The sequence below is a fragment of the Mesorhizobium sp. B2-8-1 genome, from assembly GCF_006440955.1.
GTDB lineage: Bacteria > Pseudomonadota > Alphaproteobacteria > Rhizobiales > Rhizobiaceae > Mesorhizobium.
In genome coordinates this window covers 1-20,243 of sequence record NZ_VFTX01000015.1, presented here as the reverse complement: position 1 = coordinate 20,243, position 20,243 = coordinate 1, and the positions used below count along the sequence as shown (strand labels likewise).

Sequence of the window (20,243 nt, the reverse complement as noted above, 5' to 3'; positions counted from 1 at the left end):
AGAAAAAGCTGGCTGCTGCTAGCGTTTTGGCTCGATCAGGTCCCATAGATTGCCGTGGAGATCGGCGAAAACCGCCACCGTGCCGTAGGGCTCCAAGCGCGGTGGCTCGCGAAATTCGACGCCCTTCGCCACCATCGCCGCATGATCGCGGGCAAAGTTGTCGGTTTCCAGGAAGAGAAAAACCCGCCCGCCGGTCTGGTTGCCGATGCTCTTCCTTTGTGCCTCGTCGGAGGCCTCGGCCAGAAGCAGCCGCGCGCCGCGCCCGCTGGCCGGCGCGACCGTCACCCAGCGCTTGCCGCCGCCAAGGTCCACATTCTCCAGGAGCACAAAGCCCATTCGCTCGACATACCAGTCGATTGCTTCGTCATAGCTGTCGACGACCAGCGCAACGGTGGCGATATGACGGTTTTCGGCAAAGCCGGTCATTGCGCGCCGGGCTTCATTTGTTGCGGATTGCGAAGCGGCCGATTATGCGCCGCTCGCCCATATCGTAGACGAAGATCGTGCGGCTGCCATCGACAAGTTCGGCCTCGATCGAGACGCGATTGCCGGATAGCGACTGGCTGACCACCCTGGCGCCGACCGGCAGCACGATGTCTCCGCTGAGCGGTTCGCCGGCGGGCACCTGGATGTCGCCGGCCAGCGGCGGGCTCACCGGCGCTGCCTTGCGTGATTTGTAGACAATCGCCGCGATCACCACCATAAGGGCCAGCAAGAGCAGGCCGAGATTGATGGCCATGAAGCGGATGAGCCTGCCGCGCACCTTTTCGATCTCGGGGTTGAGCGGCTTTTCCCCGCCTTCAACAACGGCGTCTTCGTCGGCGGCGGGGCGGGCCATGGCAAACATTCCGGAACGATTCTCGATGAGCGCTCATAACGAAGAGGCCCCCGGATTGATAGAGGACCAATTCATGCAGGCAGAACCGATCGTGCTCGTGGCCGGCGCCGACGATGCCGGCCAGCGCATCGATCAGTGGCTGGCAGGCAGGCTCGGCCCGGAAATGTCGCGCAGCCGCGTGCAGATGCTGATCAGGCAGGGCGCGGTCTTGGTCGACGGCAAGGCCGTTGTCGAGACCAAGCGCAAGATGTCGCCGGGCGAAACTGTCTCGGTCGCCATGCCGGAGCCGGAACCGGCGGAGCCACAGGGGGAAAACATCGCCCTCGATATCCTCTATGAAGATGACGAACTGATCGTCATCAACAAACCCGCCGGGCTTGTCGTCCATCCCGGCGCCGGCAATTGGACCGGCACGCTGGTCAATGCGCTGATCCATCATTGCGGCGACAGCCTGTCCGGCATCGGCGGCGTGCGCCGGCCGGGCATCGTTCATCGCCTCGACAAGCAAACCAGCGGCGTCATGGTCGTGGCCAAGACCGACCGCGCCCACAAGGCGCTTTCGGAGGCCTTTGCCGATCACGGCCTGACAGGCGATCTCGAGCGCGCCTACCTGGCGCTGGTCTGGGGCATACCGCAGCGGCCGGCCGGAACGGTGGATGCCCCACTCGGCCGCGCCGCCGACCGTGTGCGTCGCGCCGTAGTACCCGAAGGACGCGACGATGCCCGCCACGCCGTCACCCATTTTGCGGTGCAGGAGCGCTTCGGCGAAAACCAAAAGGAATTCGCAACCGCAAGTCTGGTTGAATGCCGGCTGGAGACCGGCCGCACCCATCAGATCCGCGTCCACATGGCCCATATCGGTCATCCGGTGCTCGGTGATCCCGATTACGGCCAAGCCTTTCGCACCAAGGCCAACCGGTTGCCCGAACCGCTGAGAAGCCAGGTCAAGGCCTTCTCCCGGCAAGCTTTGCACGCCTGGCTCCTTGAATTTCGCCATCCGACTACCCATCTATCGATGAGGTTCGAGGCACCGATACCGAGGGACATGGAGGAACTCGTCGGCGGCTTTCGCAGTCTTTGAATCCGCCGCCCGGCAAGCTTCAAATCAACCATCAAAAAACCTGACTGGCGTTGTTCACTTCAGCGTGACACACTGTTTCGTGTTGAACAAATGCCTGTCTTTTCTGGTTTTGTTCCTGTATATATCTGATGTCGCGAGCGAGCCTTTGGTGCTCGCGTCACATGCCCGCCGCGTTTCGGGGGCATCACTCCAATAGAGAGGGGGCGCTATTATGGCCCAGTCACTACCCAGTATCGTTTCCGGCGAAGGCGGCCTCAGCCGCTACCTGGAAGAGATCCGCCGCTTTCCGATGCTTCAGCCGCAGGAAGAGTACATGCTCGCCAAGCGTTATGCCGAGCATGAGGACACTTCCGCAGCGCACAAGCTCGTCACCAGCCATTTGCGGCTCGTCGCCAAGATCGCCATGGGCTATCGCGGCTACGGCCTGCCGATTGGCGAAGTGATCTCGGAAGGCAATGTCGGCCTGATGCAGGCCGTCAAGAAATTCGAACCAGAGCGTGGCTTCCGCCTCGCGACCTACGCCATGTGGTGGATCAAGGCCTCGATCCAGGAATACATCCTGCGCTCGTGGAGCCTGGTCAAGATGGGCACGACCGCCAACCAGAAGCGTCTGTTCTTCAACCTGCGCAAGGTGAAGGGCAAGATCCAGGCGCTTGACGACGGCGACCTCAAGCCCGACCAGATCGCCGAAATCGCCACGAGGCTGAACGTCTCGGAAGCGGAAGTCGTGTCGATGAACCGCCGCCTGTCGGGCGACGCCTCACTCAACGCGCCGATCCGGGCGACGGAAGGCGAGTCCGGCGAATGGCAGGACTGGCTGGTCGACGACCACGAAAGCCAGGAAGAGATGCTGATCGAGCAGGACGAGCTGGAAAACCGGCGCGGCATGCTGTCGGGTGCTCTTGCGGTGCTCAACGAACGCGAACGGCGCATCTTCGAGGCGCGCCGCCTCGCCGATGAGCCGCTGACCCTGGAAGAACTGTCGGCTGAGTTCGACATCAGCCGCGAGCGCGTGCGCCAGATCGAAGTGCGCGCTTTCGAGAAGGTGCAGGATGCCGTCAAGGCCGCCGCCAAGCGCCAGACCCAGGCGCTGCGCACCATCGAGGCGCAGCCGGCGGCTTAAAGCCGGCATCGGCAACAAGATAAAACGGCGGCGTCAGGAGACTGGCGCCGCCTTTTGTATACCGCAGCGGGTGCTGTGATTGCTTCAAAGCCCATCCAGCGGAAATTTCAGATACCGTCGGCCATTGGCTTCCGGTTCCGGCAGGCGTCCGCCATTCATGTTGACCTGCAGCGCATGCAGGATCAGCCTCGGCATCGGCAATGTCCGGTCGCGCGCCTCGCGCAGGGCAACGAATTCGGCCTCGCCGCGCGCGGCGGCAAGATGTATGTTGTCGGCTTTCTGCGCGGCAACCGTGCTCTCCCATAACGCCTGGCGCCCGCCGGGCTGATAATCATGGCCGACAAAGACGCGCGTGTCCTCCGGCAGGGCCAGAATGCCCTGGATCGAGTGCCACAGGCGCGCGGCGCTGCCGCCGGGAAAATCCGTCCTTGCCGTGCCGCTGTCGGGCATGAACAGCGTGTCGTGAACAAAGGCTGCATCCCCGATCACATAGGTGATCGACGCCAGCGTGTGCCCGGGCGAGAAAAGCACCCTTGCTGGAAGCGTTCCCACCCGAAAAACCTCGCCGTCGCCGAACAGCCGGTCCCACTGCGAGCCGTCGGCGGGGAAATCCGGCCAGTTGTAGATCGCCTTCCACAATTTCTGGACCTCGACGATCCTCTCGCCGATCGCCGTCGGCGCCGCGGTCCTTTGCTTCAGGTACTGCGCGGCCGAGAAATGATCGGCATGCGGATGGGTGTCGAGAATCCATTCGACGCTCAGTCCCTCCGCCCTGACGAAATCCAGCAGCGCATCGGCATTGGCTGTCGAAACTGCGCCGGACTTCTCGTCGAAGTCGAGGACCGGATCGATTATGGCACACCGCTTCGTCACCCGGTCGGCGACGACATACTGGATGGCGCCGGTCGGCTTGTCGTGGAAACCGGTGACCTCAGGCTTTGCCGAACCTATGTCCAATCCGACGTCCCCTCCGTTAGCCAGACAGGAATGATTTTCTCTGCCAGAGCAACATAAGAGCATGCTTGTCTAGCGGGGCCCTGCCGTCAAGCACGCCTTGCCAGAAAAGCGACGGAAGTCGAAAAATGCCGGCCAGGCAACTGGAGCAATTCCAAGCGGTTTCCCGGGAAAGGCGCGTGGCGCTTTGCCCAAGGAATTGCGCAAAAACAAAGAGATGGTTCGCCGTTTCCGTGAACCGGAGAGCCGCTTTACGCGGAAGGCTGCTTGGTCTTCCTGAGATAGGGCAGGATGGTCTCGTAGGCGCCGAAGCGCTTGATGGCGTCCTCGTTGGAAACGGCCGCGGTGATGATGACGTCCTCGCCCTGTTTCCAGTTCGCCGGCGTCGCCACCTGGTGCTTGGCGGTCAACTGCATGGAATCGACCGCGCGCAGGATCTCGTCAAAGTTGCGGCCCGTGGTCATCGGATAGGTCAGCACCAGCTTGATCTTCTTGTCGGGCCCAATGACATAGACCGAACGCACGGTGGCATTGTCGGCGGGCGTGCGGCCTTCCGAGGTCTCGCCGGCACCGGCAGGCAGCATGTCGTAAAGCTTGGCGACCTTGAGATCCTTGTCGCCGATCAGCGGATAGTTCACCGAATGGCCGGTCGCCGTCTTGATATCGTCCTGCCATTTGCCGTGGCTTTCGACCGGATCGACCGAAATGCCGATGATCTTGACGTTGCGCTTCTTGAACTCGCCCTCGAGCCCCGCCATCGTGCCCAACTCGGTCGTGCAGACGGGAGTGAAATTCTTCGGGTGGCTGAACAGCACCGCCCAGCCGTCACCGATCCACTGGTGAAAGCTGATCGGTCCTTGCGTGGTCTCGGCGGTGAAATCCGGGGCGATATCGTTGATGCGAAGGCTCATGTTGTTTCCCTACCCTTGAAATGTTGCCGGCAACGGCTGGCGAGCGCTCAAATCTTTTTAACACCTCGGCGGCAACCCACAAATGCCTAAAGCCACAGGCGCCCGTCACGCCCGCGAAAAAATTTCTCTTCTTGCCGCCAAGTTCGGCAGGAATTTCCGAGGAGACCGCTTATGCCTTGTTGACGGCCAGCGTCGCCGCAAGATCTTCCATGCGCTGCGCCAGCGCGCCAAGCGCGTTGGTCAGCACGCTGTCGCTCTTGTCGGCCTTGGTCAGCGCCTCGTCGCGGGTCTTGCGCAAGGTCAGCACTTCGCTTTCCATGCCCTTGACGCGCTTCTGCAGCTCCGAGAGTTCATCCATGACCATGATGCCGGCCATGACCGTCAGCCGCTGGTCGCCGATCTCGCCGAATGAATCCTTCAGATGCGAGACGTAGCGGTCGAAACGCTCGGCGAGATCGATCAGATGCTCTTCCTGGCCTTCGTCGCAGGCCATCCGATACTGCTTGCCGTCGATGGAAACCGTGACCTGTGCCATCAGCCTACCTATCCAACACAGCGCGGATGGTTTCCATGGCGGTCACCAGTCGTCGCGACACTTCCTTGTTGGCATCCTCCAGCCGCTCGGCGCGCGCCTCGGAACTGTCGAGCTCCTGCGCCAGCCGCGAGCGGTCGGCATTCATCCGCTGCACCTCGGCCTCGGCTTCCGAATAATCGTGCTCATGCTCGAGCTTGGCCGCGACGGCGTTTTCCAGGCCTTCCATGGCCTTGCCCAGCCTTGCGATGACTTCCTTGAGTGTCGTTTCCCCGGTCATGGCCTCGTCCTGTGCCCTGCCCATCACCGAATCGCTCGCGTTCAGAACGCGTTATCTCTGAAACATTAGGCACCGGGTGAAGGCGACGTCAACAAAGCTCTCGCGACTGTCCCCTGCTAACGCTAATATAGGCCTGCCCGCGGCATCACAAGGCCGGCAAATGCGCACCGGTTTGTTGACTAAAAGTGCGCGCCTGCTATGTGTCGCGCACGCTTTTCAAGGGCTCTCCCAAGGCCCCAAACCCCACCCCGGAGGAACCATGACGTCGCGTGAACAACATGACCGGATGGCCAATGCGATCCGCTTTCTCTCCATGGACGCGGTCGAGAAGGCGAACTCCGGCCATCCCGGCCTGCCCATGGGCTGCGCCGACATTGCCACGGTGCTGTTCACCCGTTTCCTGAAATTCGACGCCAAGGCGCCGCATTGGGCCGACCGCGACCGCTTCATCCTGTCGGCCGGCCATGGCTCGATTCTGCTCTACTCGCTGCTCTACCTGACCGGCTACGAAGACATGACGATCGACCAGATCAAGCACTTCCGCCAGTTGGGCTCGAAAACCGCCGGCCATCCCGAATATGGCCACGCCGCCGGCATCGAAACGACCACCGGCCCGCTCGGCCAGGGCCTTGCCAATTCTGTCGGGTTCGCGCTCGGCGAGCGCATCATGAACGCCGCCTTCGGCAACGACCTCGTCAGGCACTACACCTATGTGCTGGCCGGCGACGGCTGCCTGATGGAAGGTGTCTCCCAGGAGGCGATCGCGCTTGCCGGGCACCTCAAGCTCAACAAGCTGATCGTGTTCTGGGACAACAACAACATCTCGATCGACGGCCCGGTGTCGCTGGCTGACAATACCGACCAGGTCGCGCGCTTCCAGGCTTCCGGTTGGAACGCCAGCCACATCGACGGCACGGATCCGGAAGCCATCGCCTATGCGATCGAAGCCGCCCGCCATTCCGACAAGCCGACGATGATCGCCTGCAAGACGACCATCGGCTTCGGCGCCCCGACCAAGGCCGGCACCAACAAGGCGCACGGCTCGCCCCTCGGCGCCGACGAGATCGCCGGCGCGCGCAAGTTCTTCAACTGGGAGTCACCCCCCTTCGAGGTTCCAGCCGACATCCTCGATGCCTGGCGCACGGCCGGCACGGCCGGCGCCGAGGCGCGCGCCGACTGGGAAGGTCGCCTCGCCAAGGCCGACGCCAAGCTCAGGGCAGAGTTCGAGCGCCGCGTTGCCGGCAAGCTGCCGTCCAACTTCGACGCCGTCATTGCCGACTACAAAAAGAAGCTCTCCGCCGACAAGCCGAAGGTCGCCACCCGCAAATCTTCCGAAATGGCGCTGGAAGTCATCAACGGCGCCGTGCCCGAAACCATCGGCGGCTCGGCCGATCTCACCGGCTCCAACAACACCAAGACCAGCCAGACCAAGAACATCACCCCGGACGACTACGGCCAGCGCTATGTCCACTACGGCATCCGCGAACACGGCATGGCTGCCGCCATCAACGGGCTGACGCTGCATGGCGGCCTGATCGCCTATGGCGGCACTTTCCTGTGCTTCTCCGACTACGCCCGCCCCTCGATGCGGCTGGCCTCGCTGATGGGCATCCGCTCGATCTTCGTCATGACCCATGATTCCATCGGTCTCGGCGAAGACGGCCCGACCCATCAGCCGGTCGAGCATGTGGCGGCACTGCGCGCCATCCCGAACCACAACGTGTTCCGTCCGGCGGACGCGGTCGAGACCGCCGAATGCTGGCAGTTGGCCCTTGAATCGGAAAAGACGCCGTCAACGCTGGCGCTGACCCGACAGAACCTGCCGACCGTGCGCACCGAATTCACAGAGAAGAACCTGAGCAGCCAGGGCGCCTATGAGCTCGCCGCCGCCAGCGGCGAAGCCGCGGTGACGATCTTCGCCACGGGTTCGGAAGTCGAGATCGCGCTCGGCGCCCGCGACCTCCTGGAGAAGCACGGCCATCCGACCCGCGTCGTTTCGGTTCCTTGCTTCGAACTTTTCGATAAGCAGAGCGAAGACTACCGCCGCAAGACGATCGGCAATGCGAAGGTGAAGATGGCGATCGAAGCCGGCATCCGCCAGGGCTGGGATCACCTCATCGGCTCCGATGGCATCTTCATCGGCATGACCGGCTTCGGCGCCTCGGGAACGATCGAGCAGCTCTATCCGCATTTCGGCATCACCGCCGAGGCGGCCGCCAAGGCGGCGGAAGCCCGCCTGCATGGCAAGTAAGGCCGTGCTTGTTGCCCAAAAGTGTATCTCGATTTTGGGACAGCGACATGTATGAAACAAGAACGCTCGGCGAAACCGCGTACAGCGGTTCCGCCGGACTGGCCTGACCTAATCGATTTAAATCCACGTCGCCGCGGCTGGATTCTTTCCGCTTCCGCCGCTATGAAGCTGCGGACCAATCGTCTGCCCTCCAGCTCCCAAGGAGAGAAAAATGACCGTCAGAGTTGCCATCAACGGATTCGGCCGCATCGGCCGCAACATCCTGCGCGCCATCCATGAATCCGGCCGCAAGGACATCGACGTCGTCGCCGTCAACGACCTCGGCCCGGTTGAAACCAACGCCCACCTCCTGCGCTACGACAGCGTACACGGCCGCTTCCCGCACGAGGTATCGGTTTCCGGCGACCAGATCACCGTCGGCAAGGAGACGTTCAAGGTCACCGCGATCAAGGATCCGACCCAGCTGCCGTGGAAGGAGCTCGGCGTCGACATCGCGCTCGAATGCACCGGCATCTTCACCGCCCGCGACAAGGCAGCCGCACACCTGACCGCCGGCGCCAAGCGCGTCCTCGTTTCGGCGCCCGGTGAAGGCGCCGACCTCACCGTCGTCTACGGCATCAATCACGACAAGCTGAACAAGGACCACATCGTCATCTCGAACGCGTCCTGCACCACCAATTGCCTGGCGCCGCTGGCCGCAGTCCTGCACGAGACGGTCGGCATCGAAAAGGGCATGATGACGACGATCCATTCCTACACCGGCGACCAGCCGACGCTGGACACCATGCACAAGGATCTCTACCGCGCCCGCGCCGCGGCACTCTCGCAGATCCCGACCTCGACCGGTGCCGCCAAGGCCATCGGCCTGGTGCTGCCCGAGCTCAAGGGCAAGCTCGACGGCATCTCGATCCGCGTGCCGACGCCGAACGTCTCGCTCGTCGACTTCAAGTTCATCGCCAAGCGCTCGACGTCGGCGCAGGAGATCAACGAGGCGGTGATCGCCGCCTCCAATGGCAAGCTCAAGGGCATCCTGTCGGTTACCCATCATCCGAACGTGTCGATCGACTTCAACCACGACCCGCACTCCTCGATCGTGGCGCTCGACCAGACCAAGGTGATGGACGGCAACTTCGTTTCGGTGCTGTCCTGGTACGACAATGAATGGGGCTTCTCCAATCGCATGGGCGATACCGCGGTCGCCTTCGGCAAGACCATCGCCTGATCGCGGGCCCATCTTCCAGAGACTTGAAACGCCCGGTTTCGTCCGGGCGTTTTCGTCGGAGTGCTCGGCAACGCGTCGCTTCGCTTCTGCTAAGCCCAAGGACGATGAAGTTGTGGGGCTTCGGCCCAAAAAACCGCTCTCCCGCCTTGCGCCGGCCATGCCTTCGCCCCACTCTTCCTTGAATCGAGAGAAGAGGCAGGGGACAAGTCACGGATGGAGCATGCGATCTATCTCGTCACGCTGGTGGGCACCGCGCTTGTCGTCGTCGCCGCGTTTTCGAGCCTGATCGCCTTCCGCTTCGGCGCACCGCTGCTGCTTCTGTTTCTCTGCATCGGGCTCGCCACCGGGACCGATGGCCTCGGCATCGAGTTCGACAATGCCCGCATCGCCTATTTTGCCGGCTCACTGGCGCTGGCGGTGATCCTGTTCGATTCCGGCTTCGGCACGCCTCTCAATGCCTTGCGGCAGGCAGCCGGGCCGGCGCTGTCTCTGGCCACATTCGGCGTGATCCTCACCACTGGCCTGTTCGGCGCCGCCGCCTACTATATGCTCGATCTCACCTGGCTGGAATCCTTCCTGCTCGGTGCCGCCGTCGCCTCCACCGACGCGGCCGCCGTGTTCTTCCTTTTGCGCGCCGGCGAGATCAATCTGCGCGAGCGCGTGCGCTCCACGCTGGAGGTGGAGTCCGGCACCAACGATCCGATCGCCATCTTCCTGACCATCACCCTGGTCGAGATCATAGCCGCCCATGCCGACCCCGAGGCCAATGTCCTGGTCACCAACCTCGTCCTCGGCTTCCTCATCAACATGGGCCTGGGCGCCATTGTCGGCGTGCTGGGGGGCCTCGCCATCGTGCGCCTCGTCGACCGGCTCAATCTCGACCATGGCCTGCTGCCGATCTTCGTGCTGACCCTATCGCTGATGGTCTTCGCCGCCGCCGGCGCCATCGGCGGCTCCGGTTTCCTGGCGGTCTATCTTGCCGGTCTCGTCGCGGGTAATTCCGACATCCGCGCCGTCACTATCCTCAAGCGCTTCCAGGACGGCATGTCCTGGCTGGCGCAGATCATCATGTTCCTGATCCTCGGCCTGTTCGCGACGCCCTCGCAATTTCCGGCAATCATGGTGCCGGCGGTGCTGCTCGGCCTGTTCCTGATGTTCGTCGCCCGGCCGATCGCGGTCTGGCTTTGCCTGATCCCGTTTCGTCTGCCGCGCCCCGAAGTCGCCTTCGTTTCTTGGGTCGGCCTGCGCGGCGCCGTCTCGATCCTGCTTGCCATCACTCCCTTGCTCGGCGGGCTGGAGAATGGCCGCACCATCTTCAATGCTGCCTTCATCATCGTCCTGGTGTCACTCGTCATCCAGGGCTGGACCGTTGGTCCGCTGGCGCGCCGTCTCGGCCTGATCGTGCCGGCGCGGCTCGGACCTCTGGACAAGGTCGAGCTCGAACTGCCGGGCTCGGCCCATCACGAGCTCCTCGCCTACCGCGTCGCGCCGGGCAGCCCGGTGGCGCGCGGCGAGCGCATCCCGCGCTGGGCGCGGCCCTCGCTGGTGTTGCGCGATGGACGCTCGATGCGTTTCCAGGACATGGGCAGGCTTGCCGCCGGCGACCAGGTCTACATCTTCGTGCCGGACCGCTATCCACGCCTGCTCGACAAGCTGTTCGCCAGCCGCGCCGTCGTCGACCCCGAGGACGCCGATTTCTTCGGCGCCTTCGCCGTCGATCCGGCGCGTTCCGCTGCCGAACTGGAAGCCGCATACGCGCCGGGCCTGAGCGAGGCGGAACAGAAGCTCACCGTCGGCGCCTTGGTCACGGCGCGGCTCGGCGGCCATGCCGAATATGCCGACCGCGTGCTGATCGGCCCGATCGAGCTGATCGTGCGCGACGTCGACGACAAGGGCAGGATCACAGGCCTGGGCCTCTCCTTCGAACCGACCGCGCCCGTGGCGCGGGTACCGGTCTTCCTCAGCGCCGGCGAGATCGCCGACCGGATCAAAGCCTTCGTCCAGACCTGGCGCAAGCCGGTGGAAACACCGATCACCGCCGCACGCGCAGACGAGAAAACCGAGCCGGCGGTGGAAAAGGCAACGACCGAAAGCTGACACGGCGATCCTTTGCGCCGCACCCATCCGCCTGCCGTGACGCTTCGCGACGTCGACGCCTTCGGCTTCGCCTTCGCCTTGAAAATTTCGCGCCCTCCCCAGCCAAGTCTTGCATCGTCGTCGGTGCGGGGTATGGTCCCGGCGATTTCTCAGCGAAAGGAACCAGCATGGCCAGCTTCAAGACACTGGACGATATCGGCAACATCAATGGCAAGCGCGTGCTGGTGCGCGTCGACCTCAACGTTCCCGTCGCTGACGGCAAGGTCACCGACACGACCCGCATCGAACGCATAGCGCCGACCATCGCTGAATTGTCAGGCAAGGGCGCCAAGGTCATCCTGCTCGCCCATTTCGGCCGGCCCAAGGACGGTCCCTCGCCGGAATTCTCGCTGGAGCCGATCGCCAGGGCGACGGCCGAGGTGCTTGGCCGTCCCGTGGGCTTTGCCGGCGACTGCGTCGGCGACACGGCGGGAAGCGCGGTCGCCGCCATGAACAAGGGCGACGTGCTGCTGCTCGAGAACACCCGCTTCTACAAGGCCGAGGAGAAGAACGACCCGGCCTTCACCGAACGGCTCGCCGCCAATGGCGATATCTTCGTCAACGACGCCTTCTCCGCTGCCCACCGGGCGCATTCCTCGACCGAGGGACTGGCGCATCTGTTGCCAGCCTTTGCCGGCCGCACCATGCAAGCCGAACTGGAAGCGCTGGAGAAGGGCCTTGGAAATCCTGTTCGCCCGGTGGTCGCCATCGTCGGCGGCGCCAAGGTCTCGACCAAGATCGACCTGCTGATGAACCTGGTCAAGAAAGTCGACGCGCTGGTCATCGGCGGCGGCATGGCCAACACCTTTCTCGCCGCACGCGGCACCGATGTCGGCAAGTCGCTGTGCGAGCACGACCTCGCCGCTACCGCCAAGCAGATCATGATCGAGGCGGCCGAGGCCGGCTGCGCCATCATCCTGCCCGTCGACGGCGTCGTGGCGAAGGAATTCAAGGGGGGCGCGGCCAGCGAAACCGTGGCCATCGCCGACGTGCCTGCGGATGGCATGATCCTCGATGTCGGCGAAAAGACCGTGAGGGCCGTTGCCGACTGGATCGATCGCGCCGCGACCTTGGTCTGGAACGGGCCGCTCGGCGCGTTCGAGATCGAACCCTTCGATCGCGCGACGATGGCGGCAGCCAGGCATGCGGCGGCGCGCACCAAGGCCGGCAAGCTGGTTTCGGTGGCCGGTGGCGGCGATACCGTGGCGGCGCTCAACCAGGCCGGGGTTGCCGACGATTTCACCTATGTCTCGACTGCCGGCGGCGCCTTCCTCGAATGGATGGAAGGCAAGCCGCTGCCGGGCGTCGACGTGCTCAAGCGTTGAGACGATCAACTCGAGGCGAGCGCGCGGCGTTGCCGGGAGTTTCGATCGATTCGAGCTTTCCGGCGTCATTCCTTTGGCGGTAGTGTTCTGTCAGGCGCAGAACAACACCGTCAAGGAGAAGCACGATGAGCGAACGTCTCGAAGACATTGCCGCCGCGATGGTGGCCAACGGCAAGGGCCTGCTGGCCGCCGACGAAAGCTCGGGCACGATCAAGAAGCGCTTCGACGTCATCGGCGTCGAATCGACCGCGGACAGCCGGCGCGACTACCGCGAGATGATGTTCCGCACTAGCGATGCCATGACCAGGTATATTTCCGGCGTCATCCTTTACGACGAGACCATTCGGCAGAAAGCGGCCGATGGCACGCCGCTGGTCGATATCATCAAGGCTTCAGGCGCCATCCCCGGAATCAAGGTCGATGCCGGCGCCAAGCCCCTGGCCGGCTTTCCCGGCGACACGGTCACCGAGGGCCTCGACGGCCTGCGCGAGCGGCTCGCCGACTATTATAAGCTCGGCGCCCGCTTCGCCAAATGGCGTGCCGTGATCGACATCGACAAGGCCAAGGGCGTGCCGTCGGTCACCTCGATCAGCGCGAACACCCATGCGCTCGCCCGCTATGCGGCCCTTTGCCAGGAAGCCGGCATCGTGCCGATCGTGGAGCCGGAAGTGCTGATGGACGGCGCCCACGACATCGACACGTGCTATGAAATCTCGAGGGCGACGCTGACGAAGCTCTACGACGAGCTCTACGCGGCCCGGGTGGTGCTCGAGGGCACGATCCTGAAGCCCAACATGGTGCTGGCGGGCAGGAAGTCGGGCGCGGTGAGCAGCCCTGAAGAGGTCGCGGAAAAGACCATAAAACTGTTCCGTGAGGCCGTGCCGGCGGCGGTGCCGGGCATCGCCTTCCTCTCCGGCGGCCAGGAGGACGAGGAAGCGACCGCCAACCTCAACGCCATCAACGCCATCGGCCCGCATCCGTGGAAGCTGACCTTCTCCTATGGCCGCGCCCTGCAGGCTGCCCCGCAGAAGGCCTGGAGCGGCAAGGCATCCAATGTTGCCGCGGGTCAGGCCGCCTTCACCCACCGTGCCCACATGAACCATCTGGCGGCGCTTGGACAATGGAAGCCGAGCCTGGAGCAGGCTGCCTGACCACGGTTTTCCGTCTCTATCGGACCCGGGCCATGCGCCCGGGTTTTGCTGCGCTTCGCCGGACTTGGGATGAAGCGCCTCCATCCCTATTTCTCTCCAGCGCAGCCGGCGCGATGTCGGCTCATGCCCGTCCCGAACGTCCTTGGGATGAAGCCAGGGAGAGGTTCATGCATCGCAACAAGGTCGTTTCACGCGAGGATTGGTTCCGGGCACACAAAGCGCATCTGGCGCGAAGGAATTGACGCGATTTCGCGAGCGCATCGCGGCGGAACGGCGCGAATTGCCTTGGCTGAAGGTGAGAAAGGACTACGTCTTCGAAACCGAGCAGGGTCCAAGATGCCTGGCCGAACTGTTCGCCGGCCGCAGCCAGCTGATCGTCTATCATTTCGTGTTCGGGCCCGGCTCGACCCATCATTGCGAAGGCTGTGCGTTCGTCGCCGACCACATGGACGGTGCCAATCAGCATCTGAGACACCATGACGTGTCACTTGTCGCGGTGTCACGCGCGCCGCTCGCCGAGCTGCTGCCCTACCGAGAGCGCATGGGTTGGAAATTCGACTGGGTCTCATCCTATGCCTCGGACTTCAACTTCGACATGCAGGTGTCGTTCACCGACAAGCAGATCGCATCCGGTGAAGCGATCTACAACTTCGAGACGCCCGTTCTGAAATCGAAAGACCTGCCGGGCACCACCGTGTTCTACCGGGACGAGACCGGCGACATCTTCCTGACCTTCATGTCGCGCGCCCGCGGCAGCGAACAGCTGATCGGCGCCTATCAATATCTCGACCTTGCGCCGAAAGGCCGCGACGAGACCGGGCCTTATAGAACCTTGATGGACTGGGTGCGGCTGCATGACCAGTATGGAAACAGGTCGCAAGCGGACAGGGCTTAGGCATTCAGCGATCCCATCGAACATTGGACGCTTGAAGGCGTCCGCCACCGGTGCAAGGATCGTTCACCTCCGGCGCAACATGCGTTAAATGCTGCTCGATGCGACGCTTTCCGGCTCTCCTCACTTGGCTCGCCTTCCCTGTCTATGTCTGGCAGGGGCTTGGCGTGCGCCGACGCACCTCGCGCATGCTGCCCGCGCAAGGCCCGGTCATGCATGAGATCGCCGGCGGCCAGCCGGCGGTCTGGCTGCTGGTGCTGGGCGATTCCTCCGCCGCCTCGGTCGGCATCGAAAAATCCGAGAATGGCCTGGCCGCGCAGCTGGCCGTCCTGATCTCGCAGCGAACCGGCCGCGCCGTGCGCTGGCGCGCCGCCGGGTTCAATTCGGCGACGTCGGGGCAGATCCGCGACCACGTCCTGCCCAATCTCTCGGCCGATCCGTGGACGCATATCGTGCTCGCCATTGGCACCAACGACACCAAGAATTTCCACTCCGTGCCCCGCTTCAAGAGGGCGTTCGGCGGTCTGCTCTACGCCCTGCGCGCCAAATGGCCTGAGGCCCGCGTGGTGTGGTCTCCTGTGCTGGAGTTCACGCAAGCGCCAGCCATGCCGCCGCTGCTCGGCAAGATCCTGGAAATTCGCGCCGGTGAGATGAACCGGATGGGCAAACGTCTTTGCCTCGAACGCGGTGCGGTGCCGGCGCCGCGCTTGCCGATCACCAATCCAGAAGCCGGCTTCGCCTCGGACGGATTTCATGCATCGGAAGCCGGTTACCGGGCCTGGGCCGAGCACCTCGTCGGCTGCGTGATCGAAGAGTGATTGCCGCCGGCTCGTGCCGGCCCGATATTCCATCCTGCGCATTCCGGGCGGGAAACCGCCAGACACCTTCCTGGAACTGCGCTACGTCCAATGTCCAAGCACGGCCGTTATCGAAATGGCCGCCATGGCCAGGAGCGCCAGCTTCCAGAAGTCGCTGCGCCGTTTCAGCCCCGGCCAGCCGAGCGGCTTGATCAACTGGATGACCATGATGCCAAGGATGACGAGGGCGAGGAGTTTCGACATGCCGCCTTTGACCAGCATCGCGGTCGGCTGTCAAAGCGCGTCGTTCGTCGCTCGAATAAAATAGGCGCCGCGATCCGGACTGGAACGCGGCGCCAGCCTTTGATCGGGGAACGATCTACTTCAGCGGCTTGAGGCCGGCCTCGATCGAAGCGCGCTTCGATTCCAGGAATGGCGGCAGGGCCAACTTTTCGCCCAACGTCTCCAGAGGTTCGTCGGCGGTGAACCCCGGCCCGTCAGTGGCGATCTCGAACAGGATGCCATTCGGCTCGCGGAAATAGAGCGAGCGGAAATAATAGCGCTCGACCTCGCCGCTCGACGGCAGACGGAATTCGGCCAGCCGCGCCGTCCATTGATGCAGCGTCTCCTGGTCCGGCGCCCTGAAGGCGACGTGATGAACCGCACCGGCACCTTGCCTTGCCGGCGCCAGTCCCGGCTGCACCAGGACGTGCAATTCCGCCGCCGGCCCACCCTCGCCCATTTCAAAGACCTGAACCTGGCCCTCCGGCGAGGCATAGTCTCGGACCTTGCGCATGTTCATCACTTGCGTCACCACTGCTTCGGTATTGGTGAGGTCGGGAACGCTGATGACGATCGGCCCGAGCCCGCGGATCTGGTGTTCGACCGGCACGCGGCTTTGCGCCCAGGGGCGGCTGTCGCCCTTGCCGTCATCGCTGACGAGGCGAAGACGCTGGCCCTCGGGGTCCTCGAAATCCAGGCTGGCGTAGCCACCGGTGTCTGCAATCTCACTCGTGACGATATTTTCGTCAGTCAAGTGTTGCTTCCACCAGGCAAGGCTGTCCTGGCCACCAACCCTGAGGCTGGTCCGGACAATGCTGTGGGTGCCGCGTCGCTCGCGGCCGACCGGCCAGTCGAAGAAAGTAAGGTCGGTGCCCGGCGTCGCTTCGCCATCGGCATAGAAGAGGTGGTAGGCTGAGGTATCGTCCTGGTTCACCGTCTTCTTGACCAGCCGCAAACCCAGCACCCTTGTATAGAAATGAAGATTTCCACGCGCATTGGCGGTGATGGCGGTCAGATGGTGAATTCCTGTCAGTTGAAGGCTCATGGTCGTCTCCCTGTTTTGGGGAAGAATTTTCTCCTTCCATATCAGAACTTCGGATCCCTGGCTGGAGACCACGTATCCTGACAGTCCGTCGCCAAACGCTGAACAATGGATCATGACCAAGCATTGCATTAGTGAACAATCTCGGCCTTCTAAACCTGCTTCGGGCCGCGGTCTGATGCAGTGAAAACGGTACCTTCACAGGGATAACGCACCGATCGCAACTATTATCCAGGCCCTGCCATCCTCCTGACAGACTGCTGTCAGGAGGGGTGTGCGATACTGTCTTCATTCACAGAGAGGAGACTAGCCATGACCGGTTCCACCATTCTGCGCGGCATGCAGCACTATGTCGGCAAGATTCGTACGATGCGCAACGAGATCCGCACCCAGCGGTTCATCAACTCGCTGCCGGCGGACATTCGCAAGGATATCGGCTGGCCGGACATGTATGCCGAACGTCGCCTTCGCGACAATTGAGACGAATTTTTCGGCAAAGCGGTTGGATGTAGGCGCCCAACGCCCAGATGATAAGTCCGGCACGCGAGGGGCGGAGCGAGCGTATGCCCAAGCAGAAGACAATCGGCCTTCTTTTCATAGACGGCTTCGCCGACTGGGAATATGGCCTGCTGGCGGCCTCGGCGGTCGAATGGTTCGGCGCCCGCGCGGTTTCGCTGACACCCGATGGCACGCCGGTGAGCGGGATCAGCGGTTTCCGGCTGACGCCCGACCGCTCGGCCGGCGCCGATGAAAATGCCGATCTCGATGCAATCGCCGTCATTGGCTCCGACCGATGGGCGGGCGAGGCGCCGCCCGAGGTGGCGGAATTGCTCAGGGATGTTGCGATGCGGGATGGTGTCGTCGGCGGTATCTGCGCTGGAACGCTGGCGCTGGCCCGGGCCGGCATGTTCGAGAAGGCGAGGCACACCAGCAATGGCCGTGACTGGATCAACCGCCACATTGCTGGCTATGCCGGCGATCACAATTATCAGGACGTGCCGCATGCCGTGTCCGATGGCAAGATCGTTTCCGCGCCAGGTTCGGCGCCCGGCACCTTCGCGCTGGCTTTCCTGAAGACGCTCTATCCTGAACGAAACGGCGAACTTGCCGAGATGCGGACGCTGTTCGCCAGGGAGTATGCTGAACCCTCCTGACAGAATGGTGTCAGGAGCGCCATGCCATAGATGCGAGCGGTGAACAGGACGAGCGATGAAGAGCTGGACCGACAGATTGAACACGCCGGGGGTCAACGGCATCAGACCGGCCCCGCGCACGGTGGCAGATGGAGTCGAAGACCAGACGACGCTGGTGCCGACGGCGCAACAGGTCGACGAATTCATCCGCTCGATTCCCGAAGGCGTCGAGATGGACGTTCGCGTGCTGCGCACGGCGCTTCCCTTTGAACGTGGCGCCGAAGTGACATGCCCGGTCGCGATCGGCTATCATCGGCGTACCGTTGCCGAAGCAGCCATTGAGTATCTCGGGCGCGGCATGACGCTGAGCGATGTCGCGCCTTTCTGGCGCGAGCTCGATGCCAATGACGCCGACAAGGAGGAAATTGTCCTTCGGCGCGGAATTTGTGGCCGCGCAGCGCAAGTGCGAAGGCTTGAAACCATGATGCATGCCGCCGAGTGTTCTGCGGTTTCGGAATAAAGGCATGCGCAAGAACACGATGCATGCAGCCCAACCGGTTTTGGGCGACATGCATAGGAACAACATCGAGGGACCATACGATGCGACGCGCCGACAGGCTCTTCCAGATCGTGCAGCATTTGCGCGGTGGCCGTCTGGTCACCGCGCAGAAGCTTGGCACATGGCTCGAGGTTTCCGAGCGAACCATCTATCGCGACATAGCCGACCTTCAGTCGACCGGAGTGCCGATCGATGGGGAAGCGGGCGTCGGCTACATGATGAGGGAGGGTTTCGACCTTCCACCGCTGATGTTCACGCGTGACGAGATCGTGGCGCTGGTCGCCGGCGCCCGCATGGTGCGTGCCTTTGGCGGTGCGGCCATGGCCCGGGCCGCTGATGAGGCTTTGGTCAAGATCGGCGCGGTGCTGCCCGATGCCGAAAAGGACCGTATCGCCCGCACTGAGATCCACACGCCGATGTGGGTGGTGAGCGACGCCGCGCGCGAAGCGATCGACCTGATCGAGCGCGCCATAGAGAAGCGCCAGGTGCTGACCATCGACTATTCGGACGAAGCTGGCCGCGGCACCGCCCGCGACATCAGGCCCTTGGGCCTTTGGTTCTGGGGCAAGGTGTGGACACTGGTCGCCTGGTGCGAGATGCGCGACGATTTCCGCGCCTTCCGCATCGATCGCATCGCCTCGGTGGTCATCGCAGGCCGCGTCTTCAAGCCGGAGCGCGGCAAGCAGCTCGCCGATTTTTACCGGGCGGTGGAACGCAGCGAGGATTACGGCATGGCGCCGGACCGTGCGGCGCGAAGCTGAGATCTCCAACCCGTAAGTAAAAAAGCCCGCTCGAAGCGGGCTTTTCGGTGGAGTTCGCGAGAATTCTACTCCTCGTCGTCGTTATCCTTGTCCTTCGACTTCAGAGCCGAGAGCTTGGCGAACACGGCGTTGGCGTCGAGTTCGGCATCCTCGTCCTTCGGCTTTTCGGGAGCCGGAACCAGGCGCTCGGTCAGCGCCGCCGGCAGCAGTGTGTCGCCGACCGGCTGTGCCTGCTCGCGGCCGCGCGATGCGCGGTTGACTTCCATGTCAAGATCGATCTGCGAGGCGAGACCGAGCGTCACCGGGTCCATCGGCTGCAGGTTGGCAGAGTTCCAGTGCTTGCGCTCGCGGATCTGCTCGATCGTGGACTTGGTGGTGCCGACGAGGCGCGAGATCTGCGCGTCCTTCAATTCGGGATGGTTGCGCACCAACCAGAGAATGGCGTTCGGTCGGTCCTGACGCTTCGACAGCGGGGTATAGCGCGGACCCTTGCGCTTGGATTCCGGCACCCGCACCTTGGGGTCCGAGAGCTTCAGCCGCTGGTTCGGGTCCTTCTCGGCACGCGCGATCTCGTCGCGGGTCAACTGGCCGGTCATGATCGGATCCATGCCCTTGATGCCTTGCGCCGATTCGCCGTCGGCGATCGCCTTGACCTCGAGCGGATGCAGCCCGCAGAACTGTGCTATCTGCTCGAAGGAAAGCGCGGTGTTGTCGACCAGCCAGACAGCGGTCGCCTTTGGCATCAGCAGCGTATTGGCCATTTTAAAAAATCCTTCTCGTTCGCCCGCGTTCCCGCGCGGGCGGTGGTTTAGAGCCACCAAAATGGGAAATTCGCAGGTTATATAACCGCTCTCCGGCGGTTCCGCAATGTTTTTGGGAAGGCGTGTCGTAAGCACATGAGTTGTCCGGATTAGGTAGCACGTGAGTTGTCCGGTTTTATCGCCAGCGGATGGAGGCTGGGGATGAAGCGGAC

The 20,243-nt window shown here is 63.2% G+C and carries 21 protein-coding genes and 1 pseudogene; 13 read left to right on the top strand and 9 right to left on the bottom strand.

What is annotated here, in order from left to right:
• Positions 1-18 precede the first annotated feature (18 nt).
• The gene (locus tag FJ428_RS28610; protein WP_140525467.1) at positions 19-426 is read right to left on the bottom strand and encodes a VOC family protein; all 408 of its coding nucleotides are present in this window, start codon (positions 424-426) and stop codon (positions 19-21) included.
• A 13-nt stretch (positions 427-439) separates the two neighbouring features.
• On the bottom strand, positions 440-838 hold the full coding sequence (locus FJ428_RS28605; RefSeq protein WP_140517879.1) for a fimbrial protein: 399 nt from the start codon (positions 836-838) through the stop codon (positions 440-442).
• Positions 839-863: 25 nt separating this feature from the next.
• Between FJ428_RS28605 and FJ428_RS28600 the strand changes: the two genes are divergently transcribed.
• Together FJ428_RS28600 and rpoH are read left to right on the top strand one after the other, a co-directional pair.
• Positions 864-1,919, top strand: a complete 1,056-nt coding sequence (locus FJ428_RS28600; RefSeq protein WP_140763786.1) for an RluA family pseudouridine synthase — start codon at positions 864-866, stop codon at positions 1,917-1,919.
• 211 nt (positions 1,920-2,130) lie between these two features.
• Positions 2,131-3,042, top strand: a complete 912-nt coding sequence (gene rpoH / locus FJ428_RS28595) for an RNA polymerase sigma factor RpoH (RefSeq protein WP_027023478.1) — start codon at positions 2,131-2,133, stop codon at positions 3,040-3,042.
• An 84-nt stretch (positions 3,043-3,126) separates the two neighbouring features.
• Here rpoH and FJ428_RS28590 read toward each other — a convergent pair whose 3' ends face one another.
• The 4 genes from FJ428_RS28590 to FJ428_RS28575 form a co-directional block, all read right to left on the bottom strand.
• Entirely contained in the window at positions 3,127-3,999 is an 873-nt protein-coding gene (locus tag FJ428_RS28590) for an MBL fold metallo-hydrolase (RefSeq protein ID WP_140500555.1), read from the bottom strand.
• A gap of 248 nt (positions 4,000-4,247) precedes the next feature.
• The gene (locus FJ428_RS28585; protein ID WP_140500553.1) at positions 4,248-4,907 is read right to left on the bottom strand and encodes a peroxiredoxin; all 660 of its coding nucleotides are present in this window, start codon (positions 4,905-4,907) and stop codon (positions 4,248-4,250) included.
• 169 nt (positions 4,908-5,076) lie between these two features.
• Positions 5,077-5,442, bottom strand: coding sequence for a cell division protein ZapA (locus FJ428_RS28580; protein WP_140500552.1), 366 nt, complete (start codon positions 5,440-5,442; stop codon positions 5,077-5,079).
• A gap of 4 nt (positions 5,443-5,446) precedes the next feature.
• Positions 5,447-5,719, bottom strand: coding sequence for a DUF4164 domain-containing protein (locus FJ428_RS28575; protein ID WP_140880641.1), 273 nt, complete (start codon positions 5,717-5,719; stop codon positions 5,447-5,449).
• A gap of 259 nt (positions 5,720-5,978) precedes the next feature.
• Between FJ428_RS28575 and tkt the strand changes: the two genes are divergently transcribed.
• From tkt to FJ428_RS28540, 7 genes and pseudogenes are all read left to right on the top strand, one after another.
• Complete coding sequence (tkt, locus tag FJ428_RS28570; protein ID WP_140880640.1) at positions 5,979-7,970, top strand: transketolase; 1,992 nt, start codon at positions 5,979-5,981, stop codon at positions 7,968-7,970.
• Between the two features lie 211 nt (positions 7,971-8,181).
• Positions 8,182-9,192: a type I glyceraldehyde-3-phosphate dehydrogenase gene (gene gap, locus FJ428_RS28565; protein WP_140500546.1), complete on the top strand. Its 1,011-nt coding sequence runs from the start codon at positions 8,182-8,184 to the stop codon at positions 9,190-9,192.
• 213 nt (positions 9,193-9,405) lie between these two features.
• The gene (locus FJ428_RS28560) at positions 9,406-11,289 is read left to right on the top strand and encodes a potassium/proton antiporter (protein ID WP_140880639.1); all 1,884 of its coding nucleotides are present in this window, start codon (positions 9,406-9,408) and stop codon (positions 11,287-11,289) included.
• 167 nt (positions 11,290-11,456) lie between these two features.
• A complete protein-coding gene (locus FJ428_RS28555; protein WP_140880638.1) occupies positions 11,457-12,653 on the top strand; it encodes a phosphoglycerate kinase in 1,197 nt (398 codons plus the stop codon).
• Between the two features lie 125 nt (positions 12,654-12,778).
• A complete protein-coding gene (locus FJ428_RS28550; RefSeq protein ID WP_140558417.1) occupies positions 12,779-13,804 on the top strand; it encodes a class I fructose-bisphosphate aldolase in 1,026 nt (341 codons plus the stop codon).
• Between the two features lie 167 nt (positions 13,805-13,971).
• A pseudogene (locus FJ428_RS28545) lies at positions 13,972-14,699 on the top strand (thioredoxin family protein).
• 98 nt (positions 14,700-14,797) lie between these two features.
• Positions 14,798-15,514: an SGNH/GDSL hydrolase family protein gene (locus FJ428_RS28540; protein WP_140500537.1), complete on the top strand. Its 717-nt coding sequence runs from the start codon at positions 14,798-14,800 to the stop codon at positions 15,512-15,514.
• Positions 15,515-15,595: 81 nt separating this feature from the next.
• On the opposite strand, the gene FJ428_RS28535 is transcribed toward FJ428_RS28540, so the two are convergent.
• Both FJ428_RS28535 and FJ428_RS28530 read right to left on the bottom strand, forming a co-directional pair.
• Positions 15,596-15,775: a hypothetical protein gene (locus FJ428_RS28535; RefSeq protein WP_181165425.1), complete on the bottom strand. Its 180-nt coding sequence runs from the start codon at positions 15,773-15,775 to the stop codon at positions 15,596-15,598.
• A 97-nt stretch (positions 15,776-15,872) separates the two neighbouring features.
• Positions 15,873-16,820, bottom strand: coding sequence for a ring-cleaving dioxygenase (locus tag FJ428_RS28530; protein ID WP_140880637.1), 948 nt, complete (start codon positions 16,818-16,820; stop codon positions 15,873-15,875).
• A 309-nt stretch (positions 16,821-17,129) separates the two neighbouring features.
• Between FJ428_RS28530 and FJ428_RS28525 the strand changes: the two genes are divergently transcribed.
• The 4 genes from FJ428_RS28525 to FJ428_RS28510 all read left to right on the top strand — a co-directional run bounded on the left by FJ428_RS28525 (position 17,130) and on the right by FJ428_RS28510 (position 19,270).
• Positions 17,130-17,297: a hypothetical protein gene (locus FJ428_RS28525; protein ID WP_140500534.1), complete on the top strand. Its 168-nt coding sequence runs from the start codon at positions 17,130-17,132 to the stop codon at positions 17,295-17,297.
• 83 nt (positions 17,298-17,380) lie between these two features.
• Complete coding sequence (locus tag FJ428_RS28520) at positions 17,381-17,971, top strand: DJ-1/PfpI family protein (protein ID WP_140525462.1); 591 nt, start codon at positions 17,381-17,383, stop codon at positions 17,969-17,971.
• 55 nt (positions 17,972-18,026) lie between these two features.
• Complete coding sequence (locus FJ428_RS28515; protein WP_224519157.1) at positions 18,027-18,470, top strand: hypothetical protein; 444 nt, start codon at positions 18,027-18,029, stop codon at positions 18,468-18,470.
• 80 nt (positions 18,471-18,550) lie between these two features.
• A complete protein-coding gene (locus tag FJ428_RS28510) occupies positions 18,551-19,270 on the top strand; it encodes a YafY family protein (protein ID WP_140500532.1) in 720 nt (239 codons plus the stop codon).
• 65 nt (positions 19,271-19,335) lie between these two features.
• On the opposite strand, the gene FJ428_RS28505 is transcribed toward FJ428_RS28510, so the two are convergent.
• Positions 19,336-20,031: a DUF1013 domain-containing protein gene (locus tag FJ428_RS28505; RefSeq protein ID WP_140550924.1), complete on the bottom strand. Its 696-nt coding sequence runs from the start codon at positions 20,029-20,031 to the stop codon at positions 19,336-19,338.
• Between the last annotated feature and the right edge of the window lie 212 nt (positions 20,032-20,243).